Here is a 23,695-nt window from a genome sequence, read left to right as displayed (position 1 = left end):
TGTTATGAAAACATTGGCCATACTGTTGCTCGTTGCGGCATTGCTGCCGTATTTCGCCGTGATTGCCGCCAAGGCCGGCGGCAAGGGCTTTGACAACAATGCCCCGCGGGAATGGCTGGCAAAGCAGGAAGGCTGGCGATCGCGGGCCAATGCGGCTCAGTCCAACCTTTTGGAGGGCCTGCCTTTCTTTTATGCAGCGGTGCTGTTTGCCTTGTACGCGCAGGTGGAACCCGCCGCACTGACTACGCTGGTGGCGGCCTGGATCGCTGTGCGTATCGCCTATATCGCTATCTATATTGCAGATTATGGTGTGCTGCGGTCGCTGGTATGGGGCCTGGCGCTTGCCATCAATATTGCGATTCTGTTCAAGGCGGTGTAAGGGCCAGCCCAGAGGCTGGCCCTGTCTCCATTGCGTCAGGCTTCTGTGTTCATCTTGATGGCAGAGGGGAACAAATCCCAGCAGGCGATGAACAACGCGGCAAACAACGGGCCGATGACAAAGCCGTTCAGTCCGAATACCGCCAGGCCGCCCAGGGTTGAAATCAGGATCACGTAGTCGGGGATTTTCGTGTCCTTGCCTACCAGCAGCGGACGCAGAATATTATCGACCAGCCCGATCACAAGCACGCCGAACAATACCAGCACGACACCCTGCCAGATTGCGCCGGTAACCAGAAAGTAAACTGCAACAGGCAGCCAGATCAGTGCCGCGCCGACTGCTGGCAGCAATGACAGGAACGCCATCAGCACGCCCCACAGTAGTGCACCCTGAATGCCGAGAAACCAGAACATCAGCCCGCCAAGCGCTCCCTGGGTGATGGCGACAAGGATATTGCCCTTGACGGTGGCGCGCACGACGGTGGTGAACTTGCGGAACAAATGCTGCTGATGGTCATCGCTGAGGGGAATCAGCTGCTTGCTGTTGCGGGCGAGATTGACGCCATCGCGCAGCAGGAAAAAAAGCAGATAAAGCATGATGCCCAGGCTGACCAGGAATTGAAATGTATTCTGCCCGATATTGACCGCCTGTGAGGCGACGACCTGGCCCGCCTTCAGCGCGCCCTGCGCCAGTTTTTCTCGCAGGCTGAATATATCGTTTATCCCCAGTCGGCCCAGCATATCGTGCACCCACGGAGGGAAAATCCCCACGATCTGGTTGAAGTAATTGCCGAAGTTGATTTCGCCTTTGTCCATGCGCTGGTATATGGCGGCACCTTCCTGCAGCAACGATGTCGTGATCACGATCAGGGGAAGAATAACGATCAGGATCACGATCAGCAGCGTCAGCAGCGCAGCGAGATTGCGGCGGCCCCGGAGTTTTTCCAGCAGGCGCCGGTGCAGCGGATGAAAGACCGTTGCCAGGATGGCTCCCCAGAATATCGCGCCATAGTAGGGCAGCAACACCCAGATAAACGCGATACTGACAAGCGCGAGCAGCAGCAGGAAAGAGCGAAAGTATAAATTTGAGTGGTTCATCCTGCATTCCAGAAGTGAGAGAGCCTGGTCGGGTAATTCTATGCGAAACGCCTCGGCTCTGCTCGGCAGGCTGTAACGGTATATGTAGATACCCCATGCTATACTCGCACCGTCTTTTGGGGAGTAGTCTGCTTCCGCCCGGAAGCGCTTGCGTCAACATTCTCGGCATGTTTGCTTTATGCCGTGGCGCCGGCAGCCAACATGTGGCCTGACGAGACCATAGACATGCCAGCGTTATGTGTTCGGGCGCGCTTGGCATGTCTTGGTAACGTGCCCGGCCAGGAACATTTTGCACCATGGATCTCCCCTCCATTCTTCTGATTGCGCTGGCCATGTCAGCCGACGCCTTTGCCGCAGCTGTCGGCAAAGGCGTAGCTTTGCACAAACCACGCATCGCCGAGGCGCTCAAAACGGGATTGATTTTTGGCGTGATCGAGGCGCTCACCCCGTTGATAGGCTGGGCGCTGGGGTCGGTTGCAGCGCCGTATGTGCGCAGTTGGGATCACTGGATCGCTTTCGTGCTGTTGTGCGGGCTGGGCATCGCCATGATTGTCGCGGCCTGTAAACCCGAAGACGCTGCGCCGCCACCTAAAAGCAGGCACTCGTTCTGGGTGCTGGCCATGACAGGCTTTGCAACAAGTATTGATGCCATGGCAATCGGCGTTAGTCTGGCCTTTCTGGAGGTAAATATTCTGGAGGTGGCCGCCATCATCGGCCTGACTACCATGGTCATGGTAACGCTTGGGGTGATGTTGGGTCGCGTGCTGGGGAGAATGGCAGGCCGCAGGGCGGGTGTCATCGGCGGTGTGATCCTGATTGGTATCGGGGTGGCAATTCTGATTGAACATCTTTCTGTTCCCGGGTGAGCGGTCGGTCTTTCCGCACAGTTGTCGGGGCGAGACTCGCCCACCAGCACGGTGCCTAGGCTTTGGGCAAAATGCGTTCGGGCCTACTTGCACGACAGAAAAAATTTATGCTATAGTTTCGCTTCTCTGGTCCCCGATAGCTCAGTCGGTAGAGCGACGGACTGTTAATCCGCAGGTCACTGGTTCGAACCCAGTTCGGGGAGCCAAGATTCAAAAGCCGGAAAGCCTTATATATCAAGGGTTTCCGGCTTTTTCCCTACAAAATCCTTTTCTGAAACTTAGACGAATTTCGGGGTTTAAGTGGCAAAAAAGGTGGCAGATCGCATGGCTCGATTGTCGACCTAAGGAGTGCTCCCGGAAGTTTTAATTAACTTCATTCCCCAGGCCGGGGAAAGGGACTCTTATGTCTATTTATCGCATCGCCAGCGGCGGCTGGAAACTCGACTTTCGCACATCTGAAATCCGCACGAGCGGCGACAAGCCGCTCCGCGTCACTCGCGTCTTTAATACAAAAACACAAGCTTTGCACGCTCAAGCTGAGCTAAAAAAACAAGTCGAAGCCGCAAAACTAAACAATCTCGGCATCTTCAACCCGCAAGCCACAATCGGGCAGCTCATTGAAAAATGGTGGCAGGAATGCGAAGAAACAAAAGTGCCGGAAAGCCGCAAAAAAATAAGCAAAATCTACGCGAAGACTGATGACCATCGCGAAAAAAGTCGCAAAAATGCATGGGTCAAGAGCAGCATCGGACAAACAAAACTAATAGATTTGAGAGTCAGTAAACTTGAACGATGGATCAACACCAGACGCGACGATGACGTATCAGAATCAACGATTCGAAACGATCTCTCTATCTTGAGCAGACTCTTTCGATACATGAAAAAAAAGTGGCGCTATCAGATCGACAATATTGTTGACATAGCGTTGCAAGAAGTCGGGCACTCAAATAAGAGAGATAGACGCCTGACACCGGCCGAGCATCGAAAAATACTATCTATATTTGAGCAGCTAGAGCAAGCTCAAAAATACGCTCACACGCGCAAAGCGGCTGATCCGAACTATCGAATAATCATTCCAGCAACCGGCGGGAACAAGATCGATTTAATGCCGCATCAAAGCCTGCTGTACGCACGCGCAGCGTATGCAGCAGCCATCGAATGCGCCATGCGGCGCGGCAAATTATTTGAAATCTGCTGGAGCTGGATCAGCTGGAGCAGCACTGGCGACGAGTCAGTGATTGTTGTGCCGGATCAGCGTCAAGGCCCGGAAAATAAAGCCGTTCCGGCACTTGTGCCTATGTCGCCGACGCTGCACAAGATCTTGATAGAGCTGCGCGGGCCGCAGCGCATCGGCGCGGCGCTTGACGAGCCGATTTTCGGCTCTCTACTGCCCGATCATGCATACAGACTCTTGAAAACTATCTGCGAAAAACTAGAGATACCGGACTTTCGCTGGCACGATTTGCGACATGAAGCATGCAGCCGGCTGGCGGATCGAGGCTGGACAACTCAGCAAATTCAAAGAGTGAGCGGACACAAAACACTACAAAGTCTCGAACGATATACGCACGTTGACATTAGCGTCGTACATCAACTTTATAAGCGTGACGCTACTCGAGCAAAGCAGGAGCAGCAGACAGAAACAATGACCGGCACGCATAATTAAAATAATGCGCTTTCCCAATTGAATGAATTAGCCCTGTTTTTCAGGGCTATTTTTTTATTTAGCGCATTCAAATTGATTTTGATTGTATTTAATACATCCGTATTTCAAAACAGGGGTTTTTTGAAATAACTTTTTTTAAAGAATGCTTCGATCTGGCTTTGATAATTTCAAATGATAATAGAAAATAAAAACACAAAATAAATTCTACGGTGAATCAAATGAAAATAATCAACAACAAAGAATGCGCTGAGCTTCTCGGCATGCAAGCATGCACACTATCAAATTTGCGTTACAAGATAAAACGAAAATTAGTACCGCCGAACCGGTTGCCCCCGTGCATAAGTATAAACAACAGCAGGCCTCGCTACATTCTCGCAGAAGTCGAAAAATGGGCGTACGAGAACATGTCTTCACTACAACCCTGCATCGAAAGAACAGAAAGAACAAAACGCCCCGTTGGCCGGCCACGTCGCGATCTGCCGAAAATATTCAATATGTGATGCGCGCCGGAGCTAATCATGAAAACGAAGCTAATCGAAAGCCACCTGCCCAGCTCACCCTTTGCATTTGCATATGCATCGCCTGAGAGCGTTGCGAATGAGTCTGATGTAGTTCAAGACAAGCATCAAATAATCAAAGACCTACTAGCTGAAACAGGCACAAAAACGATCAAAAAAGACAATACTATCAATCGAAACATTAACAATCTGATCACTCAAGAGCAACGTGCATACAAAAAAAACACAGAATCGCTGCGACGAGCCAGATTATTCGCAATTTTCGAAAGCGGCAGGACAGAAGAGACTAAATTCTCCGAGTCTTTATACGTGAGCGAAACTGACGCAAATACATTTTTCTTGAACGCCCAGGGCGGCAGCAAAACGAACTGGAAAACAACGGGCGAAACAAAAAAATCAAAATCAACAACCTGGCAAAGCCCAGGCGCCGCCTGTCTCATTCTAACAACTGAGCAAGCGGCTCGATGGGTCGCAGACCGAAAGCTTCGTGTCCTTGAACAAAATATGTTTATTCAAGACGCCGACGCAACATTTTTCGCATAAAAAAAACCCCTGCTTGGCGGCAGGGGTTCTAGGAGCATTCAGCTTTTGACCTGGCTGACATTCAATGAAAAGAGACTTTCATGACTGTAATTGAATCGTACACGAACACTCACGCTGATGCAAGAAAATTTCATGCGCGCATAGATAATGCAAAAAAATTACAACAAAAAAACTGTCAGACATTAAGCATTGAACCGCCAGCCGGCTTCCACAGCTGGGGCGAGTATTCGATCAAAACCGGCAAACTTTCCGGAGCTCGTAATGCGCCGCTTGAGTCCGAAGATTTTTTCGGCGACGTTAAAAAAGCAGTCGAAACACGACGCGCGAGGCTGCGCGAAGCAGCACTTTCAGAATGTCGAGTAGATCACCTGCCGGCTGATTACGTAGAGCCCGCAACGCACTTAATCGACCAGGCCATCAACAAAATTCTGGGCGTCGGAGAACCAGCAACCGAACTTGAATCAACAAAAACAAAGCTCAAACAAGTTTTTCTAGCAGATCAATACACAACGTACGCACACAGCAAAAATCGAATCGATAAAGCTGTTTACGAAGCACATAAAAAGCTTCCGCTTTCTCTTGATTCTGACTACTTTGATGTTCGTGAATACGCAACAGAACAAGCCGACAAATTCTCACTACACTACATCAAATTTAAAAAACTGAGATCTGCCGGGCAACTTGAGCTAGCAAACGAATACGCTAACCAAAAAAAATCAATTCTAGCGTCTAAGCTTGGCTGGGCGCCCGCAAAAGATGTTGATCACGACGGAATGTTTTTGCGCGCTCAACAATCGAAATTCTGGCTGCGACGTATCAACAAGAAGCTAACAATGTCTAACATCCAAGCAGCCCGAATTCTCGGTACTGTCGGGCTGGGGCACATGGAATATGACCCGACAAAAACACGTTCTCAATATCTTCCGTTTCACGTTGTTCAACGTGCGCATGAGCAAATAAAAATGACAAAGGACTGGCTGAGCACAACAATCATCAGGTCCGGCGCAGACTCAAAGACGCTTGATGAAATAACTAAAGTCCAACAACTTCATCAACTAAAAGAGCGTGAGCTGCGCACGCGTGCGCAATGTGAGCTTGCGCACAAAAGAGGTCTGATCGGTTTCTTGATGACTATTACACTCCCATCACGCTTTCACTCAATGAAAACGGTCGGAAATGGGCGTAAAAAATGGAGTGTTGCAAACAAGAATTTTGATCCGACATTGACACCCATTGACGGCGCGAAATGGAAGCAAAAACGATGGGTGCTTTTTCGTGCAAATCTAGCAAAATTACTCAAAAAAAATGGATACGATAAAAGTCACTGGGACTTTTTTTCTGCAACAGAAGGGCACACTGACGCAACACCGCATTGGCACTCTGTACTCTATGTCCCAGCAGACTTATATGATCAAGTGCGCAAGCTCATTTTCTCAATTTTTTTGTATGAGCGCGACGGAAATATAATGCTCACAGACGAAGAACTTGAAGCCGGCGCAAAAAAGCATAGAGTAGATCTTCAACCGTTTAAAAAAGAAAACGGGGCGATTCGATATGTAATGAAGATGTTAAGATACCCGCTCAAAAACATTGGCGGCGATGAAGACAAGCCGTCCGCTGAAGCACTTTTTGCTCGCAAAATCGGCGTGCGATCGTTTAATACTAGCAAGCAGTCGATCGGAAACTGGCGCTGGCTTCGGGCATGCAAAGACCCAGATTTTCTACCCGCTGAGCTCCAACCGGCATGGTATTTTGCCCATGGACTCGATCCCGAAACTGACAAAATCGAGCCGTATCCGAAAACACAATTCGGCCAAATCGATGACTCAACCCCGCGAAAATATTTTGATCACAAATCATGCTGTGTTGAACACATGATCAATTATTTGACTAGTGTCGGCATAGAGTACAAGCCGCTTTATTTTCAGTCCGACTTCTTCGATGTTCAATACAAAACACTTGCCGATTATGCGGACGAAAACGGCGAAATCACTCGCGAATCATATGATCAGTACACATTAGACAGAATGATCACAGCAGGCTCATTCAGCAACACAAGCAAGTTCGACAACGATGCTGACAATGATCAAAACTCTGACATTGATGATCAAGATGAAGAATTATTAGAGCCATCCATCAAACGAAAAAAACGCAAACTTAATCAGTTTAATGAGCCCGCAAAACCCGGGAAGCATCAAATGTTGTACCGAGTCGATCAAGCCGGAACGGTTCATATCGGGCGCGACAAAAGAATGAGATTTTGGGAGAGAGACGAGAATGCGAGTGCTGAATTAAGAGCGTCCAAGCTCGCTTCAAAAAGAGCCCAAAAAGAGAAAGAAATCGAAGAGAAAAAGCAAAAATCCACCATCGAGTTACAGTTATTGATACATGGCCGAGGGGCCGCTTCGCGTCCCGAAAGCCGCACCAACACTGGGTTTAAACAGATCACACTTGAAGAACGACTTCGACTCAATGAAGCTCACACCGCGTCGCTCTCAATCATGAGCATCGAGCAAATCAAATCGACACACAAACATTCGATTTCGCCCGCTTTTCACCACCCGCCTGGATGAAATTGACCGGTTTCTTAGATTAACCGTTCAGTCAAAATTTCAAAAATTAGTGTAGCGCCGGCCCGGCGCGGGTCTAGCACAGCCCGCGCCCACCCGCTTGCGCCCGTCTGCCCGTTTCCGGCTGGACATAAATAGTTTTTATATAAATAATAAGAATATCAATTAGATTTATATAGTCCATTTCACAGGAAACAACACCATGAATCTGACCGAAAAACTTGCAAAACTTCAACAGAAGCAAAAGCAACTTGAAGTGCAAATTAAAGAACGACAAGCGGCGCGAAACTCAGCAGTAGCGCGGGTATTGGCCGTTATTGTCACGAAAAATCCTCGCGCTTTAACCAGCCTTCTAACTGATCAATTTATCAGCCAACTAAGTAAACGTGACCAAATTTTGATCAAGGAGTGGGCAGCAGAATTCGGTCACAAACCCACCCCTAAACTGATCAATTCACAATCTACAGCACCCGCCGGTACAGCGGGCTTTTCTGGTTAATACGCAGGCGGTGTTGTCGTTGCCACGACAACAGCCTGCTTTTCCCGGCCCCTGGCCCGAAAAAGACGGTCGCTTCGCTCCCTTTTCAAAACACACCCAGCTTAGTTAATCATCAAGGATGAAAAATCATGGCTTTCGTTAAAACTCAAAACTCTGGTCAAGCCCCGCAAATTTTCTCGTCAATAACGAAGAAAAAGGGTGCATCAAAATCCGGCAGCGCAGTCCCTATTTTGCCGCCTCCAACGAACTTGCCGGAGGAAGAATTTGAAGATCAATTTCAAGTTGTTGTCCGCAAAAAATCTCAAACCATCAACGAACAAGCAAAAAAAACGGGCGCTTTGCCGGCCAGTGACATGCAAAATTTGCGCTCATTGACGCTCGTTCAAGCCCAGTCCGAAGCCTTCAAAAATTTGCGAAACCAGGGAACTGATGTTGATCAAATTGAAATTTATCAGAACGATCAGCTAGTTTCGTCATGCAAATTTGATGAAGAAGCCGGAAGATGGGGCGAGTGGACGAAGCACGGGCCGCACACTGATTATGAGCCCGATAAGCAACACGACGAAAAACACAAAATTCTCGAAAGCGACTTGAGAAAAGAAAATGAAGGCCGGCGAAATATTCAGATCTTGAAAGAATCAAAGCCGCCCAAAACGATCATTCAACGCAGCATCTTTGGCCGCGAAAAGGTTCTCAATAATCCCGATTTTGAAAAATGGAGAGCGGATCTAAATCAAGTCAGAACGCAAATTCAACGAGCGAATGAAGACGCACAAACTCAAGAAAGTCGGATCGACATGGACATGAATCCGCCCGCGCACAACAGCAAAACCGGGGCACATCACACCGAAAAAAAGTTCGGAAACGCGCCCCTGCATGCTGACCGTCCGAGAATGAAATAGGGAAACAAAGATGAACAAGCTCAATGACTTCATAAAGTTTTGCATCGGCGCAGCATCGATAGCATCTCCTTATTTTTACAAACCGATCTATTTTGAGCATCTATATCAAACACTGATCACGCAAATCGGAACGAACGTTGACGACATAACACTGACAATTTTCATCTTTTTTTGCATGTACTTGCCCTGGCACTTCTCAAACACATCGAAACGAGCGCCCGCTGAATCTGAACCTGAAGCAACCTTAGAAAACAAAAAAGTAGGTGAACAATATGCCGGCAAAGAGTGGTGAAAAAAACAGGCGCGGCGGGCGGCCAAAATCGGACATGCCGCGAGACAAATTTTTGAAAGTTCGGCTATCGGCTAATGAACTAAAAACACTGGACCATCGTTTAACTCAGTCCGGATACACGCGCAGCGAGGCCGTTCGCTTGCTCGTTTTGCATGAACGATTGCCGGAGAAGATTCACGCTGGCCTGGACGTTTCCGCGTCGCAGGCTTACGTGAAATTACAACCACTTCAGTCGAATTTGAACCAGATCGCAGCCCATCTTAATCGAGTAAAACCGCTCGAAATGAGTCGATCCGATCTTGAAACTATCTACAAAAATACACGCGTCTGCGAATCACTTTTGCGCAAATTGCGAGCCGAAATTTTAACGAAGAGTGCCTGAATCATGATCATAAAAAGTGTCGGCGGCAAACGTAAATCAGGCGTGAGCGCAGCGACAGCGGCGCAAAATCGTATCGTGCACACCGTCAATTATTGTTCGCAACTCAAACACGGCGAACACTTAACGCCGCTCGACAGCAACTTAGCCGGCACAGATTTGGACGGCATCAAAAATGAGCTGGAGGCCTGGAAGACTTTGAACAAAAACATCACAGACCCGGTTCGGCACATCGTGTTTTCACCCGAAACCGCCGACCGAGTTTTGACAGATGACGAATGGCGACAAGCAATCGAAATCTATCGTAATGAGCGAAGCCTAGGCGACGCACCATACATTTGTTTTCGGCACACAGACGGACACTCATCCAGACACACACATCACTTACATATGATGTTTCTCCGCATAAAAAGTGATGGAAAATCTGTACCAGACAGCTGGGACTCTAGCGTGCATCGCCGCGCCAGCCGTCAAATTGAATCGCGGCTCGGTCTTCAAGTTAATGCCGGGGCCGCAGAAAAATCAAAATTTAATGGGTCGAACAGGCATCACCAGCGTGACCGATCAGCTGAGCGAAATCGGTTCACAGAAGCACAATCTGTTGTGAATTCTGATCGAGTCGCTGACTGTGTCAACAAAAGCAAAAACGTCCGCGAGCTGCGCGAAAATCTGCGCCACGCCGGCATCGAAATGCGACTCAGGCACCGTGACGGCGCACCCTATGCCTGGTCTCTGCGCAACATCGACGGCCCCAAAGAGTGGACTTCTGGATCAAAACTTACGAAAAGCAACACGTTGGGATGGGCAAAAGTTGCTGCCCAACTTGAACAAAATCGGATCAGCAATTTCAAAGCGAAACAGATCAAGGCTGGCAATAAACATGGTCCGGCGCGACTCCGAAACTTTATCAGGCCGCACGCCAGCAACACGCAACGAACGCCGCCAGGTCTAGCAGAAACGACCGATCAGGCTATGGCCGAAGCATCAAATATTCTGAATCGATTCGCATCCGCGACACGCGCAAGTACACAGAAAAAGATTCCTGGAATTTCAGGAATCCGTTCGCCAGCCTTGCCGCGCCAGCCCGTGCCCACCGCAACAATTCAACGACAAAAAGGCTGATGAAAATGAATCAATACGACGACTTTTTGCACGAAGCACCGCCGTTTCAATCAATCCTGGCGTGGGGCTACTTGAAAGCTCTGGACGAAGAAAATCAAGTCATCTGGCTTAGTGTTGGGCGCGTGAAAGCTTTCACGACGAACCTGTTAGCAAGAGAAGTGACAGTAATCACAGACAGTAATGAAAAGTTTGCAGTTGCGCGTGTTCCAAACATCGGCTCACAAACAGAACATGAGCAACTTCTAAATAAAGAACTCATTTCGATTTTTAAGCTGCTCAACCCTGAATCAGAAGAACAAGGAGACCGCCGTGGCTAAGTTAATCAACAGAAACGGAATCGATATCGAATCAATGTCAGCGCCGCTAACAGAAGCACAGTCGCTTGAAAAAATGTACTCGCGACAGCAAAAGAACAGACTGATCAACGTACATACAGCCCGAAAAGTTTATCGTGCTGAGCTCGACAAACAGCGTCCGACCGGCGCCGCTGGCCGACATTTTGATCTACTGATTGAGCTGCGCGCAAACCTGCCAAAAGACTTTAAAAATAGATCGCTAACTGCGCTCGCACAAGCTTATGACGGCTGGGTGATGCACAACAGACAACAACACAAAGAATATCAAATCGAACGACGCAACATGCCGGCAGACGAACAAATCGATGGATGGAACGGATGGCCAGCACCGGACCAGCTCACTTTTAATGAATTCAAACAAACAAATCCGACACCCCAAGAAGCTACCGAGTTCACAAAAAACGTGATGCAAATCGTTTATGCGTGGCTTTTTCCGGTCAAAACATCCGCCCGAAAAACATCATACTGGATACAGGCACGGGCCGCTCTTATGAGCGACGATGAAGTACGTCAATACTGTAAAACTCACCGAATCGAAGATCGAGACGACTCAGCAACTGCAAAGCTCGCTCTATCAATCACCGAGATGCGACATTTTGACAAGATTAATCGTGAAACTTTTCTGAAAAATAAAAGTTACTTGCCCGCAGATTACGTTGCGACGCCGCCGGCAGGGTACGAATCCTGGGCACAATTTAAACAAGAAACCGACGCTATTGTCGCCACGCACGCTGAACGTCAAGCGGCATGGCGCCAGGCCTGGGACAAAGAGCAGGCGCAGGAACTTGATGATCAGGTTTCAACCGACGATGACACGCCCGCGCAGGTTGAGACTGAAAACGATGTTGAGCCCGACAACAACTTTGCAGATCTGATTGACCCGCTCACGCTTCTCATAGAAGAAGACAACTAAAAAACAGCATGTACGCAACTTGCGAGAACGTTATGAACTCAAAAAAACGAATCAATTTTAATACCGCAATCATCTTGCTCTGCATCTTGCTTGCCGCAACTTTTCTAACATTCTCAGCAAAGATTCACGCCCAAACAATTGCTGATTTAAACTCAATCAACTTAGATACGATTCAAGATGCAGCTCTCGGCCCACCTGCAGACACAAGCATAAAAGCCCTCGACGGCGTTTTCGGCCACGACTTCGCAACAAGTCCATTCAAAGCTTTTGGGCCTGCTACAACCTTGCTTGGCTCACTTTTCTTTGTTCTAAATGCCTGTCTATTCACAATCGGCGTGTTTTTGAGCGGCTGGCACATGGTCGTTGCTGTCGTAAATTCAGCCAATGACGGCGAAGTCATGGGGCGCGGAAAAGGCGGAGCACTAGCCTGGTCACCCATCAAAATCGGCGTTGGGATTTTTGGGATGGTGCCGGCCTTTTCTGGTTTCTCACTCGCCCAGGCAGTCATGATGTTCGCAACAATTTTGAGTATCGGCATCGCAAATTTGATGACCGAAAAAGCCACTTCTTACATTCTAGCCGGCCAGAATATCATCCCAAACTCGTCCTTCATGGACACCGACGAAACGCTAACTGGAGAAATGCAATCGCTCACACGAGGACTTTTTCTTTCAAATATTTGCGTCCTTTTGAACAATAAAGAAATTGATTTCACGGGCAAGGGCTTGCTCGACAATCAAAAAATTCAGTTCAAACATTTTCAATCTAAAACGCAAGAAGGATACGACTTTGGGCATTGCGGCAAGATCACTCTTGAGCGCCGCGAAAGCGGAGACGAGCGCAACGGCGACACATTTTCAAGCATGTTTGCAAGTCGAATCGCAGCTGTAAATTACGACGGAATCGCACAAGCGGCGCAAGACTCAGCAGCACGACAACTCATTGCAGTTCAACGAGCAACAAGTCAAGAAGCACAAAGATGGGTGCAGCTTTCGACAACCCCCGGCAGCCAATTTGCGCCGATCAACGAAATTTTAAGAACGAAAGAAACACTCGACCAGATCACAAAACAAGCTCGAATTGATTTGAATACTCAGCTGATGGACACGACAAAGGGCAAGATTAGTGCCATCGACCCGATTCTAAAAGAGAACATTGATCGGGCGGGCTGGAGCTCTATTGGAGCATACCAAAACCTCATTTTCGAAGTCGGAGCGGCAGTCAATGATGCGCAACACGCCTGGAAATTCTCATATCAGATGGGCCCAAAAATCGAGCGTATCAAAGATATGACTGCCGACGAAGCGGCCCAGGGCGGCACACTCATCGGCGGACTTCATAAGTATTTGATAGCCACCGATCTTACAAAACCGACATCCAAAAATCTTGAAGCTGCGTGGTGCCCTGGCGCTCTCGAAACAGAGCTCGGAAATTGCTCGCTCGGTCAAAACGTCATCAAGTTTTTGGCTACAAAATTGCTCGCGGATACGGGCGGCGCAGGCGTAGTGAACCCAGTTTATTTTGCTGCAGAATTCGGCGACTATATGATGAATGCCGGCATGGCCGGCATCGCCGGCGCCAACGCTGACGTTATCGGCGACATGATTCCGGCAAAAAACCCGGCAACTCTCGCTGCAAAAATCGCGATTGCAAAAACGTCTGATCTAATGTCAACGCCGATTGTTCAAACGATCAGCTGGACACTATTCGGCTTCGGATCGTTCTTGGGCGTCTATGTGCCGCTCGTACCGTTTATTATCTGGGCCGGGGCATTCATGAACTGGTTTTTGCGTATTTTTTCAGCCGTGGCCATGGCCTCGATCTGGTCATTCAATCACATCAACGGAAATCCCGACAACTTCGCAGACGGCACAACGGCACGCGGATACAAACACTTAACGAGCATTCTGCTCACGCCAGGCCTGATGGTGATCGGATTTTTCGCGGGCGGGGCAGCGCTCGCGTATATCGGCACGTGGATGTTTCAAACAATTTTTGCAGCTATATCATCGGCGCAAGGCTCATCTTCAACAGGACCTGTTGTCATCACTATTTTGTTGATTGTTATTTCAGTTTTGATGGTCGGCATCATCACAACAACTTTCGATTACATGCTCAATCGGATGCCCAACCAGGTCACTGGCTGGCTGGGTGATCGGGCTGAAGATTTTCACAATCACATGTTCGGCGCAGCCGCTGTCGGCGCGGGTGTGCGCGGGATTAACGGCGGCGGCGGACAGCAAAAATCGGGCAACAGCGACGCGCTCGCAAGCGCCGGAAAGTTTGCATCAAAAGCAATCACTAAAGCTTAATTTTTGACTATTTTCTGGAGAGAAAATCATGGGAATTCTTAAATTTATCGGCGGCGCTTTTGTAAGTCCATACGTTCGTGTTGGGCGTCAACTTGGCGAAACAAGCAAAGTCACGTATCAAAATTTGACGCAAGTTTTGAACGTTAAAACTCAACTTAAAGACCATCCGAATAAAGATCTTAAAGATCCGACTCTACTCAAAGCACGAAGAATTAAGGACTCAAAAGAACGGTTTGAGTTCGTGTTTCAGCAAAAGAACTGGACAGAAAAAGAGCTCGCACGGCATCTGAACAACATCAAAAAAGCGCAGGCAATCTACATGTTTTTCACAATTGCCGCATTGCTTTTTACTGGTTTTGCGCTTCCCAAAATGCTGCCTTCATTCTTTTTCACAGTGTTCATGAGCATCATATTCATGCTCACTATTTCAGTTTTTGCAGCGCACTGGATTCAATCGGCACTACGCAAAACACAGATCCAGAATCGCGAACTTATGAGCTTCAACGAGTTCATAGAACGAGCAGATTTCTGGAAAAAATTATTTAATCCGTGCGCATGAACATGAACCCGATAATGTGACTCTAAATCAAGTGAATGAGCGACTACAACCCGGTGTTCATAAAACTACGTTTTACAAAACTTCCGGGTATTCCGCCGCTCATTCACTTGATTTTATCGAGACACATCAGGCATCATATTCAAAAACGCAGGAGAAATAAAAATGGCATTTTTTCAATCGCTTTGGATTCTTTATTCACTTCTTTTCGCCGGCATCGTAGCGAAGATGGGCTGGGAAATGACCGGAACGCCGCTTGCTACATTGGCTTGTTTAATCATCATTCCAACAGCCGGATACTATCTCACACGAAAAATGAGCTTGCGCGTAACTCGTTACCTGCTTTTGCCCGCAGGCACAATTGCAGCGTGTTTAATCGTGCTGCTGCCATCGTACATCTTTTAGTTTTTTGTTAACCGCCCGCGCAACGCGCCACAGGCGGCCATCGTGCCGCCTGTTTTTTTTCACATCAAACCCGAAGCTCCCCACACCCGCGCCGATGGGCGCGGAATCCGGTCAGGGCGAAAAGCAAAAGCCAAAAGCCCTGCGCGGCCTACGGCCTTGCTGCGCCTGACGGCGCATGGTTTCTCACTACAAAAAAAGGCCGGATCTATCAAATAGACAGATCCGGCCCGCATCGTAAATAACAACCCCGCCGGGGCCTTGCCTCGGCGCCCCGACCGGCTCCTTTTACAACCCACCATCGCTTCAAAAAGCTTTTGATTCGATTGTCGTTACTAAGTAACTCTACTATTATTTATGTTACTTAGTAACTATCGAGAAAAATCATGAGACTTTTTATCGCCGAGAAACCCAGCGTAGCCCGCGCCATTGCTGCCGCGCTCGGCACCACAAAACGAGCTGACGGCTACATACAATGCGGGCCGGACGCTATTATTACGTGGTGCTTCGGACACATGCTCGAACAAGCAGAACCTGAGGCCTACCTGCCGGACGATGTGCCGACAGGCAGGGGCGGTAAAAAAATCTGGCGTGTCGAAGACTTGCCGATCATCCCAAAAAATTGGATCTTGCAACCGAAGCCTGACGCAAAAAAGCAGCTTGCGATTATTAAAAAGCTACTCGCCGAGGCCGGCCAGATCGTTAATGCCGGCGATCCGGACAGAGAAGGTCAATTATTAGTAGATGAAGTGATCGAACACTTCAAATGCTCAAAGCCAGTATTGCGGTACTGGGCAAGCGCCCAGGATGCAGCCAGCGTTAAAAAGGCTTTGGCCGACTTGCGCCCGAATGCCGAGTACAAAGGCTGGTCAGCAGCCGCCCAGGGCCGCGCCCGCGCTGATTGGCTCATTGGCATGAACCTGACCCGAGCTTTCACGCTCAGCGCCGCCAGGGGCGGGCAGCGGGCACTACTAACAGTTGGCCGCGTCCAAACGCCCACGCTGGCCCTTGTCGTTAATCGCGACATTGAAATCGAGCAATTCAGACCAAAACCATATTTCACAATTCAAGCCGCCATCCAGGCGCAAGCCGGCACCTTTACCGCGAGCTGGAAACCCCAAGACGGACAGCAAGGCCTGGACCCCGAGGGCCGGCTAATCGACCCGGCCATTGCTGACAGTATTGTTAATGCTTGCCAGGGCCAGCCAGGGCGCGTCATCGCGTACAAACAGGAACCCAAGACCCAGGGCCAGCCGCGCACATTTTCGCTTGCCGATATTACTGTTGCCGCTAGCAGCAAGTGGGGCTACAGCGCCGCGCAGAGCTTGGAAATTTGCCAAACGCTGTACGAGAAAAAACTAACAAGCTACCCACGCACGGATTGCGCCTATTTGCCCGAGTCGCAGCACGCGGAGGCACCAGGCGTATTAGCGGCCATTAAGGCCAATCATGGCGATCTTGCTCCGCTTGTCGGGCAGGCGGACCCAAGTATTAAGTCAGTAACGTGGAACGACAGCAAAATTAGCGCCCATCACGGCATTGTGCCAACAATGCATAAGGCCGATATATCTGGACTGAACGAAGCGGAGCGCCGTTTCTACGATCTAATTTGCCGTGCCTACCTTGCACAATTTTTCTCGCCGCATCAGTACATGTCCACGACCGTTAATGTGGACATTGCCGGCCATCACTTCGGCGCTACAGGCCGCGTCGTAACTGCCCCAGGCTGGAAAGCAGTCTATACAGTGGATGACGACAAAGAAGATGGCGTAGAAGCCGCCCAGGCCCTACCGGCCATGAAGCAAGGCGATCAGATCAGGTGCCGCGAGGCGCAGCGCCGAGATCTAAAAACCAAGCCGCTAGGCCGTTTTACCGAAGGCTCATTGATAAAAGCGATGGAAAATATCGCCAGTTTTGCCACCGATCCAGCGCATAAGAAGATATTAAAAGAGGGTGATGGTATTGGCACCAGCGCCACCAGGGCGAGCATCATTTCTGAGCTGAAGAATCGCGGCTTCCTTGAACCAAAGGGCAAGCAGGTCGTGAGTACGGAGCTGGGCAGATCAATGATCGAAAACCTGCCAGAGCTTGTAAAATCGCCGGGAATGACGGCAATTTTCGAGAAAGTACTTAGCCAGATTCAAGCCGAAAAAACGCCGCTCGATACGTTTGTTCAAGCGCAAATTCAATTCGTCAAACAACAAGTTCAGGCCGCGAATGCAGCCGCTATCACGATCAAAGGAGCTCCGGCTAATGCCCCGAAAAACAAGCCCGCAGGCAGCAAAAACCGGCGCACAACGGCAGCGTGAGTATCGTCAGCGACACGCAGCGGGCCGGCTGAACATTGTTATTGATCCAGCCGCTCGCCAGCGACTCGATCAACTTGCAAAAAGCTTGGGCATGACTCTGCGCGAAACGCTCGAAACAATGATAAACAGCCCCAAAAAAATCGGTAGTGAAGCGGCGAAAAGTGGCAAAAAAAGTGGCAAAAAAAATGGCGCAATTACTCAAGTTAAGTGATTTTAATGATCACTAATGTTTAGTAATTCATTGATTTTTAAGAAATTCGCCCCATGATACAATACGTATCCGGGCTGTTAATCCGCAGGTCACTGGTTCGAACCCAGTTCGGGGAGCCAAGAATAGTTAGTTAAAACAAGCCCTTGCGTTAAATCGTAGGGGCTTATTTTTTTATGTATGAGACGATATATGAGACACGTCGCATATACAGTACTTTTATGCCAGCTTGCGAGCGGGTTTTTTTGTGCTACAAATACTGTTTATATACACAGTATTTAATTGCCATCATGACAACTCCCCGTTGCTTTAACTGTGTCCATTTCGCGGGCCGTGGCGAAGGTACCTGGTACTGCATTCAAGGCAATTCATCCCATGCAGTGGCTACACCTGAGCGTGGCTGTGCATTTTGGACCCACAATCCAAGGGCGGATGAAGGCATACAGACGGAGTCGGACTGGATCAGGGCCTATGGCCTGCCGGTGGGTCGGTATTCAGATAACGAGAAGCCCTGGCCACCACCGATGGCGCCCACCGAAATCCGCGCTGCGTGGAACAAGCATAAGATTGCCGAAGTTCGGATGCTGGCCTGGGAGATTGCGCGCCTACGTGATGTGATCGAACGTGCTGCAGCAGCGCTGCTTGATGTGGCCCATATGTCTATGCCTGACTATCCGCGTGCTTGCCTGGAGCGGTTGGCCGAAATCCTGAAACGAAAAGGACTGGATTAGTAAGACACATCAATGTGCAGCCGAACGGATGCATGGCCAAGGTAGACTCAGTGCTGATATCTTTGAATATGCCTCTCTCTGGTTTTCGATAGTAAGATAGCGCCAACTCAATTGCTTAACACCTAATACTGTGAGTCAAATCAAGTCTTCTCTGGGGCAGCTTCGAATTCGATCGCTTATATTGCTCGAAGTCCTATTAGAGTGTGGATCCTTGCATGCTGCTGCCGAGCGACTGCATCTGACTCAGCCCGCGTTAAGCAGCATGCTTCGAGAAATAGAACGAGCCTTCGGCGGACAGCTATTTGATCGGAGTTCGAAAGGCATGCAGCCTAACGTCATCGGAGCTGCTGTGATTGAGCGAGCCCGCTTAATTGTGAACGAACTAAAAAATGCTGAGCAGGAAGCGCAACTCTTACGTGAAGGAAAGACTGAACTTCGGCTTGGTGTCACGCCGATGATGATGTTAGACGCAGTACCCCGCGCATTGCAACAGTTTGCAGATAGACACCCTGATACACGAGTATTTATCAATGAAGGAAGCGTGCCAACACTCTGCAGCGCATTGAGATCAGGCTCTGTCGACATTGTGCTCAGTCGCCCAGACCCCCTGTTTTCGAGCGCCCCCGGATTGGACCTTCAACCATTGTTTAACGAAGACCCATGCGTCATGGCATGCCCTTCACATCCTCTACTCTCCAAGAAGCGGGTACGGTGGGAGGATCTTGTCCACGAAAAGTGGATTCTACCGCCACTCCAAACATTCACATGGCAAAATTTTGCGCAGGCCTTCATCATTAGAGGACTGCTCCCGCCTGAAGCACATTACGAATGTGCGTCCTTTCACTCAAGCGTTCGTCTCGCCAGCCGGACATCTGCACTCATGGTCGCGCCCATGAGTGTCGGGGCGCACTACGAAAGCCTTCGCTTGGTCAAGCGGCTTGACCTCAGCTTTCCAGGGGTGCTTGCTCCTATATCACTTATTCAGCGGTCAGAACGCCCCAATGTTCCAGTCGTCAATGATTTCATAGAAACACTTCTGACTATATTTAATTGAATAGGGGTGGTATTCTGCCTGCCCACGGATTTGCCATTTCGAGTTGCGCGGAAACTTGTAGTAAAGTAGCTTCATCAGCGAATCTAGCCACCAATTGAACACCTATCGGCAAACCCTCTTTGTTGATGGTCCAGGGCAGTGAAGCTGCAGGGTTGCCGGCGGCATTGAAGAACTGAGAGTAGCCAATACTTTCCGCCGAGGCTGCTGCCACGGCGCTGACATCTGTCGAACTCATGCTCATGACTCCTAATTGGAACGGTGGGCTGGGCGTCGCAGGAGTCAAAATCAGATCATAATCAGCCATAAAGCTTGCTACACGCTGCCCTATGCTGTGAACAATTTTCAGCGCACGTAAATACTCTACACCGGAAAATCCTCCGGCCTTTATCAGGCGGTTCCAAGTAAGAGGCTCCAGATCATCCGGTCGTAACTCTCTTCCCAACATTGCCGCTCTGTCTTCGAGCACGCGTCGCAGATAGGTCGCCACCAATATGGTGGGCCCTTCACGCCAGGACGGTATACCAGCCTCAAGATGCGCATCTACGACATCATGGCCCAGTGATCGCAATTGGTCAGCAGCGGCTAGCGCTGCACTTGTGCATTCATCATGCACGGGAACATCTATAAAAGGTCGTGTTACCAATGCTACACGCAGTTTCCTCGGTGTTATTGAAACCTCCTGCAGGTATGGGCGAGCCTTGGGAGGCGCCGCATAAGGAGCGCCCAGCTCATAACCATCACTCGCGTCGAGTATTGCCGCCGAGTCACGTACGGTACGAGTAATGACATGAGCTACGGACAGCCCGCCTCGTGGCATACACTCACCAGGACCTGAGGGAGTCCTACCGCGGGTTGGCTTCAGCCCAAAGACCCCACAATGTGCGCTTGGAACACGTATCGAGCCACCGCCGTCGCCTCCATGTGCAACGGGGACCATGCCGCTCGCAACAGCTGCTGCTGCACCTCCACTAGATCCTCCCGTAGAGCGGGAAAGATCCCAAGGGTTATGCGCGGGACCGTAAAGTGCAGGCTCAGTAGACGATGAAAGCTCTAGCTCTGGCACATTGGTTTTCCCAAAAATGACGAATCCTGCTCGCTTATATCTTGCAACCAGCTCACCGTCCTCATTGGCAACGTTATCAGCAAGAAACTGACAACCCACCTGCGTAACTGTTCCAGCCAAACTAGACATCGTGTCTTTCAGCAGCAATGGAACACCATGAAAAGGGCCAGTGGGAAGGCCCTGCTCAATAGCCGTGCGCGCTGAATCATATAGCTTCTGTACTACGGCATTTAGCTCAGCGTTGGTATCTTCCACTCTGCGAATGGCGGTCTCCAGCAGATCGAGTGCTGAAACCTGCTTGGTCCTGACCAGATCCGCAAGCCCGATCGCATCGTACTTACGATATTCTTCAAACTTCATGCAGTGCTCTCCTTGAGTGAAACACACTATTAATCTAAATCCGCCCCTGCCGCGCTCACAATTTCAGTGTAGATGCGGTTAGTATCGGCTATTACTTTTCCGAAGGTTTCCGCAGAGCCACCCACGAGTTTCACTCCAATTTCCTGTGCGCTTTCTTGAGCCGATGGTCGACTTAGCGCGGTGTTAGCCGCCCTGTTCAGCTTTTCGATAATCTCAGGTGCCGTTCCTTGTTTGACCATCAATCCAAAATAGCCAAAGATTCGCAACCCCGTGAATCCTTGTTCGTCTGCAGTTGGAACTGATGGAAAACTCGGACTGCGACTATTTTCAAGAATAGCGATCGCACGCAACTTTCCGCTTTGAATATGAGGTTTCAATTCCGTAATACCTCCGAACATAATAGGCACATTTCCAGACACAACATCAATTACTGCTTGCCCTGCGCCTTTGTATGGGACATGCTGAAGCGAAGCCCCCGACATGTTCTTGAATTGAACCAATGCCATATGAGTATTTGTTCCTCTACCCGCGGTTGCCACCATATACTTTTCAGGATCTGACCGAGTAGCAGAAACTAGCTCCTTCAAATTATGAATATCAACCGCGCTATTCACCGCAACAATGCCCTCACCTCGTCCCAACTGGATCACCGGATCAAAATCATGCGGAAAGTTGAACGGAAGATCGTTTCGCATTGCTGCGTTGATGCTTAAAGCTGCCGGAGTCAAGAGCAGCGTGTACCCGTCTGCTGGTGCTCGCGCCACAGCAGACGTACCAATAATCGCACTTGCACCTGGCCGATTCTCGACAACAAACGACTGTCCTATCTCCGATTGCATTCCATCAGCGGCTAGGCGGGCCAGAAAGTCCGTGGGCCCGCCAGGCGGGTAGGGAACGACAATCTTGATTGGGCGCTCTGGCCACGCCGCCAGGACACCTCCTGATACAAGAGCCATCGACGCCAAAATCCCTAGCAATAACTTCTTCACCGCTTTCTCCTTTCCGTATGCATACATCGCAGTTTTTAGTATGAGCTGTTTGATACTGAAAGGCAGTATAGGAGGCGGTGACTCCGTCTTATTAATTATTAGTCTCTATTATGCAATAAGAAAATTCGTAGCTAATCATGACCCCTCCCTACCTGTGTGCTTATTTCGATAAGGAACACTTATCAACCAATAGATTAAATTGAATATAAGTTGCGCATGTTGCCCCATATGATCTATCGAAAATATTGCTTCTTTCGATTGGGGAACTATGTTGAACGCGCTTGAAGGAATTCGTGTTATTGATCTTTCACATGTCATTGCCGGCCCGACCACTTCTCATTATCTGCGCCTTCTCGGTGCAGACGTCGTGAAAATCGAGCATCCTTCCCGTGGCGACGCACTACGATACAGCGGCCGGCAGGTGGAAAAAGAAATTTCGGAAGCGTTCGCTGCAATCAACGCAGGAAAGCAATCGCTTGCTGTTGACCTTAGGCATCCGCGCATTAAGCAGTTTATTCTCGACCGAGCGGAGCAGGCAGATGTGTTTATCGAAAATTTCCGACCCGGCGCAATGAAACGTCTGGGACTGGATTACTCCGCAGTCACAGCCGTAAATCCAAACATTGTGTATGCGTCTATCTCCGGTTTCGGACAAGAGGGCGAATGGAGATCTCGTGGAGCGTATGACCACATCGTCCAAGCAGCCACGGGAATGATGATGTGCAACGGAAGCGAGTCTGATCCGCCGATGAAGGTAGGCTTCCCCCTCGTTGACACAGCCACTGGAATGCTGGGTGGACAAGCGATATTAGCCGCGCTACTCCGACGCCTACGTACGGGGAAAGGTGCTTACCTCGATATTTCAATGGCACAGGCCGCAGTTCAATTGATGTTAACTCAAATGGCGCGAGCTTATTCCCGGCAACAAGATATGCCTCGTGTAGGCAACACCGGATTTACGGGAAGCCCCGGTTCCACGGTTTTCGAATGTATTAATGGATGGCTTGCGGTCGCTGCCAATACGCCCGTCCAGTTTCGTACGCTCTGCGAGCTATTGGCTGTGCCTCAACTACCCTTCGACCCAAATTTAATTTTGCAGGACGAAAATCAGAATCGCGGGTTTGTTAAGGCAATCGATCCCGCGAAAGTGAAAGCCGCCTTATCTGCAAAGTTCTCAGAACGGAATGCCGACGATCTGGAGGCACTTCTAAACCAAACGGGCGTACCCGCAAGCAAGGTGCGAACGCCTCTCGAATTCTTGAACGATGTGGTCAAGACGAACAAGATCACACTGGGAATGCAGGAAGTAGATTATACCGACGGCACCCTATGCGGTTTTCCGCCAGGGTTCACCACCCCATTCGAAGTCGAACCGTCAGAAGTAGCGTATGGCCGAGCGCCCGACCTGGGCGGAGACTCGGCCGACAAGCTCTTGCGATCTGGTTTTTCGGTGGAAGAGCTGATTGAACTGGAAACAGCTGGCGCGATACGGACAGTTGCAGAGAAAAAAACAGGGGCTCCCTAAGCCTCAGCACCACCACACAAACATAAAGATAACGCGGCCAAGCACGTCATTGGTGGGATCACTTGTTCCACAGCATTCAGATAT

At 49.6% G+C, this 23,695-nt stretch carries 23 protein-coding genes and 2 tRNA genes; 22 read left to right on the top strand and 3 right to left on the bottom strand.

The window, feature by feature from the left end; genetic code table 11:
- Positions 1-4 precede the first annotated feature (4 nt).
- Entirely contained in the window at positions 5-379 is a 375-nt protein-coding gene (locus tag ERE07_RS00610; protein ID WP_130006950.1) for an MAPEG family protein, read from the top strand.
- Between the two features lie 35 nt (positions 380-414).
- On the opposite strand, the gene ERE07_RS00605 is transcribed toward ERE07_RS00610, so the two are convergent.
- Positions 415-1,476: an AI-2E family transporter gene (locus ERE07_RS00605; protein ID WP_130006949.1), complete on the bottom strand. Its 1,062-nt coding sequence runs from the start codon at positions 1,474-1,476 to the stop codon at positions 415-417.
- Positions 1,477-1,772: 296 nt separating this feature from the next.
- Between ERE07_RS00605 and mntP the strand changes: the two genes are divergently transcribed.
- The 20 genes from mntP (at position 1,773) to ERE07_RS00510 (ending at position 19,674) form a co-directional block, all read left to right on the top strand.
- Entirely contained in the window at positions 1,773-2,342 is a 570-nt protein-coding gene (gene mntP / locus ERE07_RS00600) for a manganese efflux pump MntP (protein WP_130006948.1), read from the top strand.
- Positions 2,343-2,472: 130 nt separating this feature from the next.
- A tRNA-Asn gene (locus ERE07_RS00595) sits at positions 2,473-2,548 on the top strand.
- Positions 2,549-2,745: 197 nt separating this feature from the next.
- Positions 2,746-4,008 carry a tyrosine-type recombinase/integrase gene (locus ERE07_RS00590; protein ID WP_130006947.1) on the top strand — a complete coding sequence of 421 codons (1,263 nt, stop codon included), beginning with the start codon at positions 2,746-2,748 and terminating at the stop codon, positions 4,006-4,008.
- A gap of 518 nt (positions 4,009-4,526) precedes the next feature.
- A complete protein-coding gene (locus ERE07_RS00585; protein WP_130006946.1) occupies positions 4,527-5,069 on the top strand; it encodes a hypothetical protein in 543 nt (180 codons plus the stop codon).
- An 80-nt stretch (positions 5,070-5,149) separates the two neighbouring features.
- Complete coding sequence (locus tag ERE07_RS00580; protein ID WP_130006945.1) at positions 5,150-7,642, top strand: replication endonuclease; 2,493 nt, start codon at positions 5,150-5,152, stop codon at positions 7,640-7,642.
- A 199-nt stretch (positions 7,643-7,841) separates the two neighbouring features.
- Positions 7,842-8,138: a hypothetical protein gene (locus ERE07_RS00575; RefSeq protein ID WP_130006944.1), complete on the top strand. Its 297-nt coding sequence runs from the start codon at positions 7,842-7,844 to the stop codon at positions 8,136-8,138.
- Positions 8,139-8,266: 128 nt separating this feature from the next.
- Positions 8,267-9,040: a hypothetical protein gene (locus ERE07_RS00570; protein WP_130006943.1), complete on the top strand. Its 774-nt coding sequence runs from the start codon at positions 8,267-8,269 to the stop codon at positions 9,038-9,040.
- Positions 9,041-9,050: 10 nt separating this feature from the next.
- Entirely contained in the window at positions 9,051-9,332 is a 282-nt protein-coding gene (locus ERE07_RS00565) for a hypothetical protein (protein ID WP_130006942.1), read from the top strand.
- A complete protein-coding gene (locus ERE07_RS00560) occupies positions 9,313-9,714 on the top strand; it encodes a hypothetical protein (protein ID WP_130006941.1) in 402 nt (133 codons plus the stop codon). Before ERE07_RS00565 ends, ERE07_RS00560 begins: the two co-directional genes overlap by 20 nt.
- A gap of 3 nt (positions 9,715-9,717) precedes the next feature.
- Entirely contained in the window at positions 9,718-10,833 is a 1,116-nt protein-coding gene (locus ERE07_RS00555; RefSeq protein ID WP_130006940.1) for a relaxase/mobilization nuclease domain-containing protein, read from the top strand.
- Positions 10,834-10,838: 5 nt separating this feature from the next.
- Positions 10,839-11,150 (top strand): hypothetical protein, encoded by a 312-nt coding sequence (locus ERE07_RS00550; RefSeq protein WP_130006939.1) that lies wholly within the window; start codon positions 10,839-10,841, stop codon positions 11,148-11,150.
- Positions 11,143-12,102: a hypothetical protein gene (locus ERE07_RS00545; protein WP_130006938.1), complete on the top strand. Its 960-nt coding sequence runs from the start codon at positions 11,143-11,145 to the stop codon at positions 12,100-12,102. The genes ERE07_RS00550 and ERE07_RS00545 overlap by 8 nt, the downstream gene beginning before the upstream one ends.
- A gap of 32 nt (positions 12,103-12,134) precedes the next feature.
- A complete protein-coding gene (locus ERE07_RS00540; RefSeq protein ID WP_167670688.1) occupies positions 12,135-14,414 on the top strand; it encodes a DotA/TraY family protein in 2,280 nt (759 codons plus the stop codon).
- Positions 14,415-14,442: 28 nt separating this feature from the next.
- On the top strand, positions 14,443-14,973 hold the full coding sequence (locus tag ERE07_RS00535; protein WP_130006936.1) for a hypothetical protein: 531 nt from the start codon (positions 14,443-14,445) through the stop codon (positions 14,971-14,973).
- A gap of 162 nt (positions 14,974-15,135) precedes the next feature.
- Positions 15,136-15,375: a hypothetical protein gene (locus ERE07_RS00530; protein WP_130006935.1), complete on the top strand. Its 240-nt coding sequence runs from the start codon at positions 15,136-15,138 to the stop codon at positions 15,373-15,375.
- Positions 15,376-15,758: 383 nt separating this feature from the next.
- The gene (locus ERE07_RS00525; protein WP_130006934.1) at positions 15,759-17,681 is read left to right on the top strand and encodes a DNA topoisomerase III; all 1,923 of its coding nucleotides are present in this window, start codon (positions 15,759-15,761) and stop codon (positions 17,679-17,681) included.
- Positions 17,626-17,892 carry a hypothetical protein gene (locus tag ERE07_RS00520; protein WP_130006933.1) on the top strand — a complete coding sequence of 89 codons (267 nt, stop codon included), beginning with the start codon at positions 17,626-17,628 and terminating at the stop codon, positions 17,890-17,892. The genes ERE07_RS00525 and ERE07_RS00520 overlap by 56 nt, the downstream gene beginning before the upstream one ends.
- Before the next feature lie 50 nt (positions 17,893-17,942).
- Positions 17,943-18,011: transfer RNA gene (locus ERE07_RS21580), tRNA-Asn, on the top strand.
- Positions 18,012-18,179: 168 nt separating this feature from the next.
- A complete protein-coding gene (locus ERE07_RS00515) occupies positions 18,180-18,620 on the top strand; it encodes a hypothetical protein (RefSeq protein ID WP_130006932.1) in 441 nt (146 codons plus the stop codon).
- Positions 18,621-18,750: 130 nt separating this feature from the next.
- Positions 18,751-19,674 (top strand): LysR family transcriptional regulator, encoded by a 924-nt coding sequence (locus tag ERE07_RS00510; RefSeq protein ID WP_130006931.1) that lies wholly within the window; start codon positions 18,751-18,753, stop codon positions 19,672-19,674.
- Here the strand turns inward: ERE07_RS00510 and ERE07_RS00505 are convergent.
- Both ERE07_RS00505 and ERE07_RS00500 read right to left on the bottom strand, forming a co-directional pair.
- Positions 19,667-21,097 (bottom strand): amidase, encoded by a 1,431-nt coding sequence (locus ERE07_RS00505; RefSeq protein ID WP_130006930.1) that lies wholly within the window; start codon positions 21,095-21,097, stop codon positions 19,667-19,669. The two genes, ERE07_RS00510 and ERE07_RS00505, sit on opposite strands and share 8 nt — an antisense overlap.
- 29 nt (positions 21,098-21,126) lie before the next feature.
- Positions 21,127-22,086 (bottom strand): Bug family tripartite tricarboxylate transporter substrate binding protein, encoded by a 960-nt coding sequence (locus ERE07_RS00500; RefSeq protein ID WP_167670687.1) that lies wholly within the window; start codon positions 22,084-22,086, stop codon positions 21,127-21,129.
- A 268-nt stretch (positions 22,087-22,354) separates the two neighbouring features.
- Between ERE07_RS00500 and ERE07_RS00495 the strand changes: the two genes are divergently transcribed.
- Positions 22,355-23,611: a CaiB/BaiF CoA transferase family protein gene (locus tag ERE07_RS00495; RefSeq protein WP_130006928.1), complete on the top strand. Its 1,257-nt coding sequence runs from the start codon at positions 22,355-22,357 to the stop codon at positions 23,609-23,611.
- Positions 23,612-23,695 lie beyond the last annotated feature (84 nt).

The sequence above is a fragment of the Allopusillimonas ginsengisoli genome, assembly GCF_004153455.1.
In the GTDB taxonomy this organism is placed as follows: domain Bacteria; phylum Pseudomonadota; class Gammaproteobacteria; order Burkholderiales; family Burkholderiaceae_B; genus Allopusillimonas; species Allopusillimonas ginsengisoli.
This window is presented reverse-complemented; position numbering and strand designations above follow the sequence as displayed.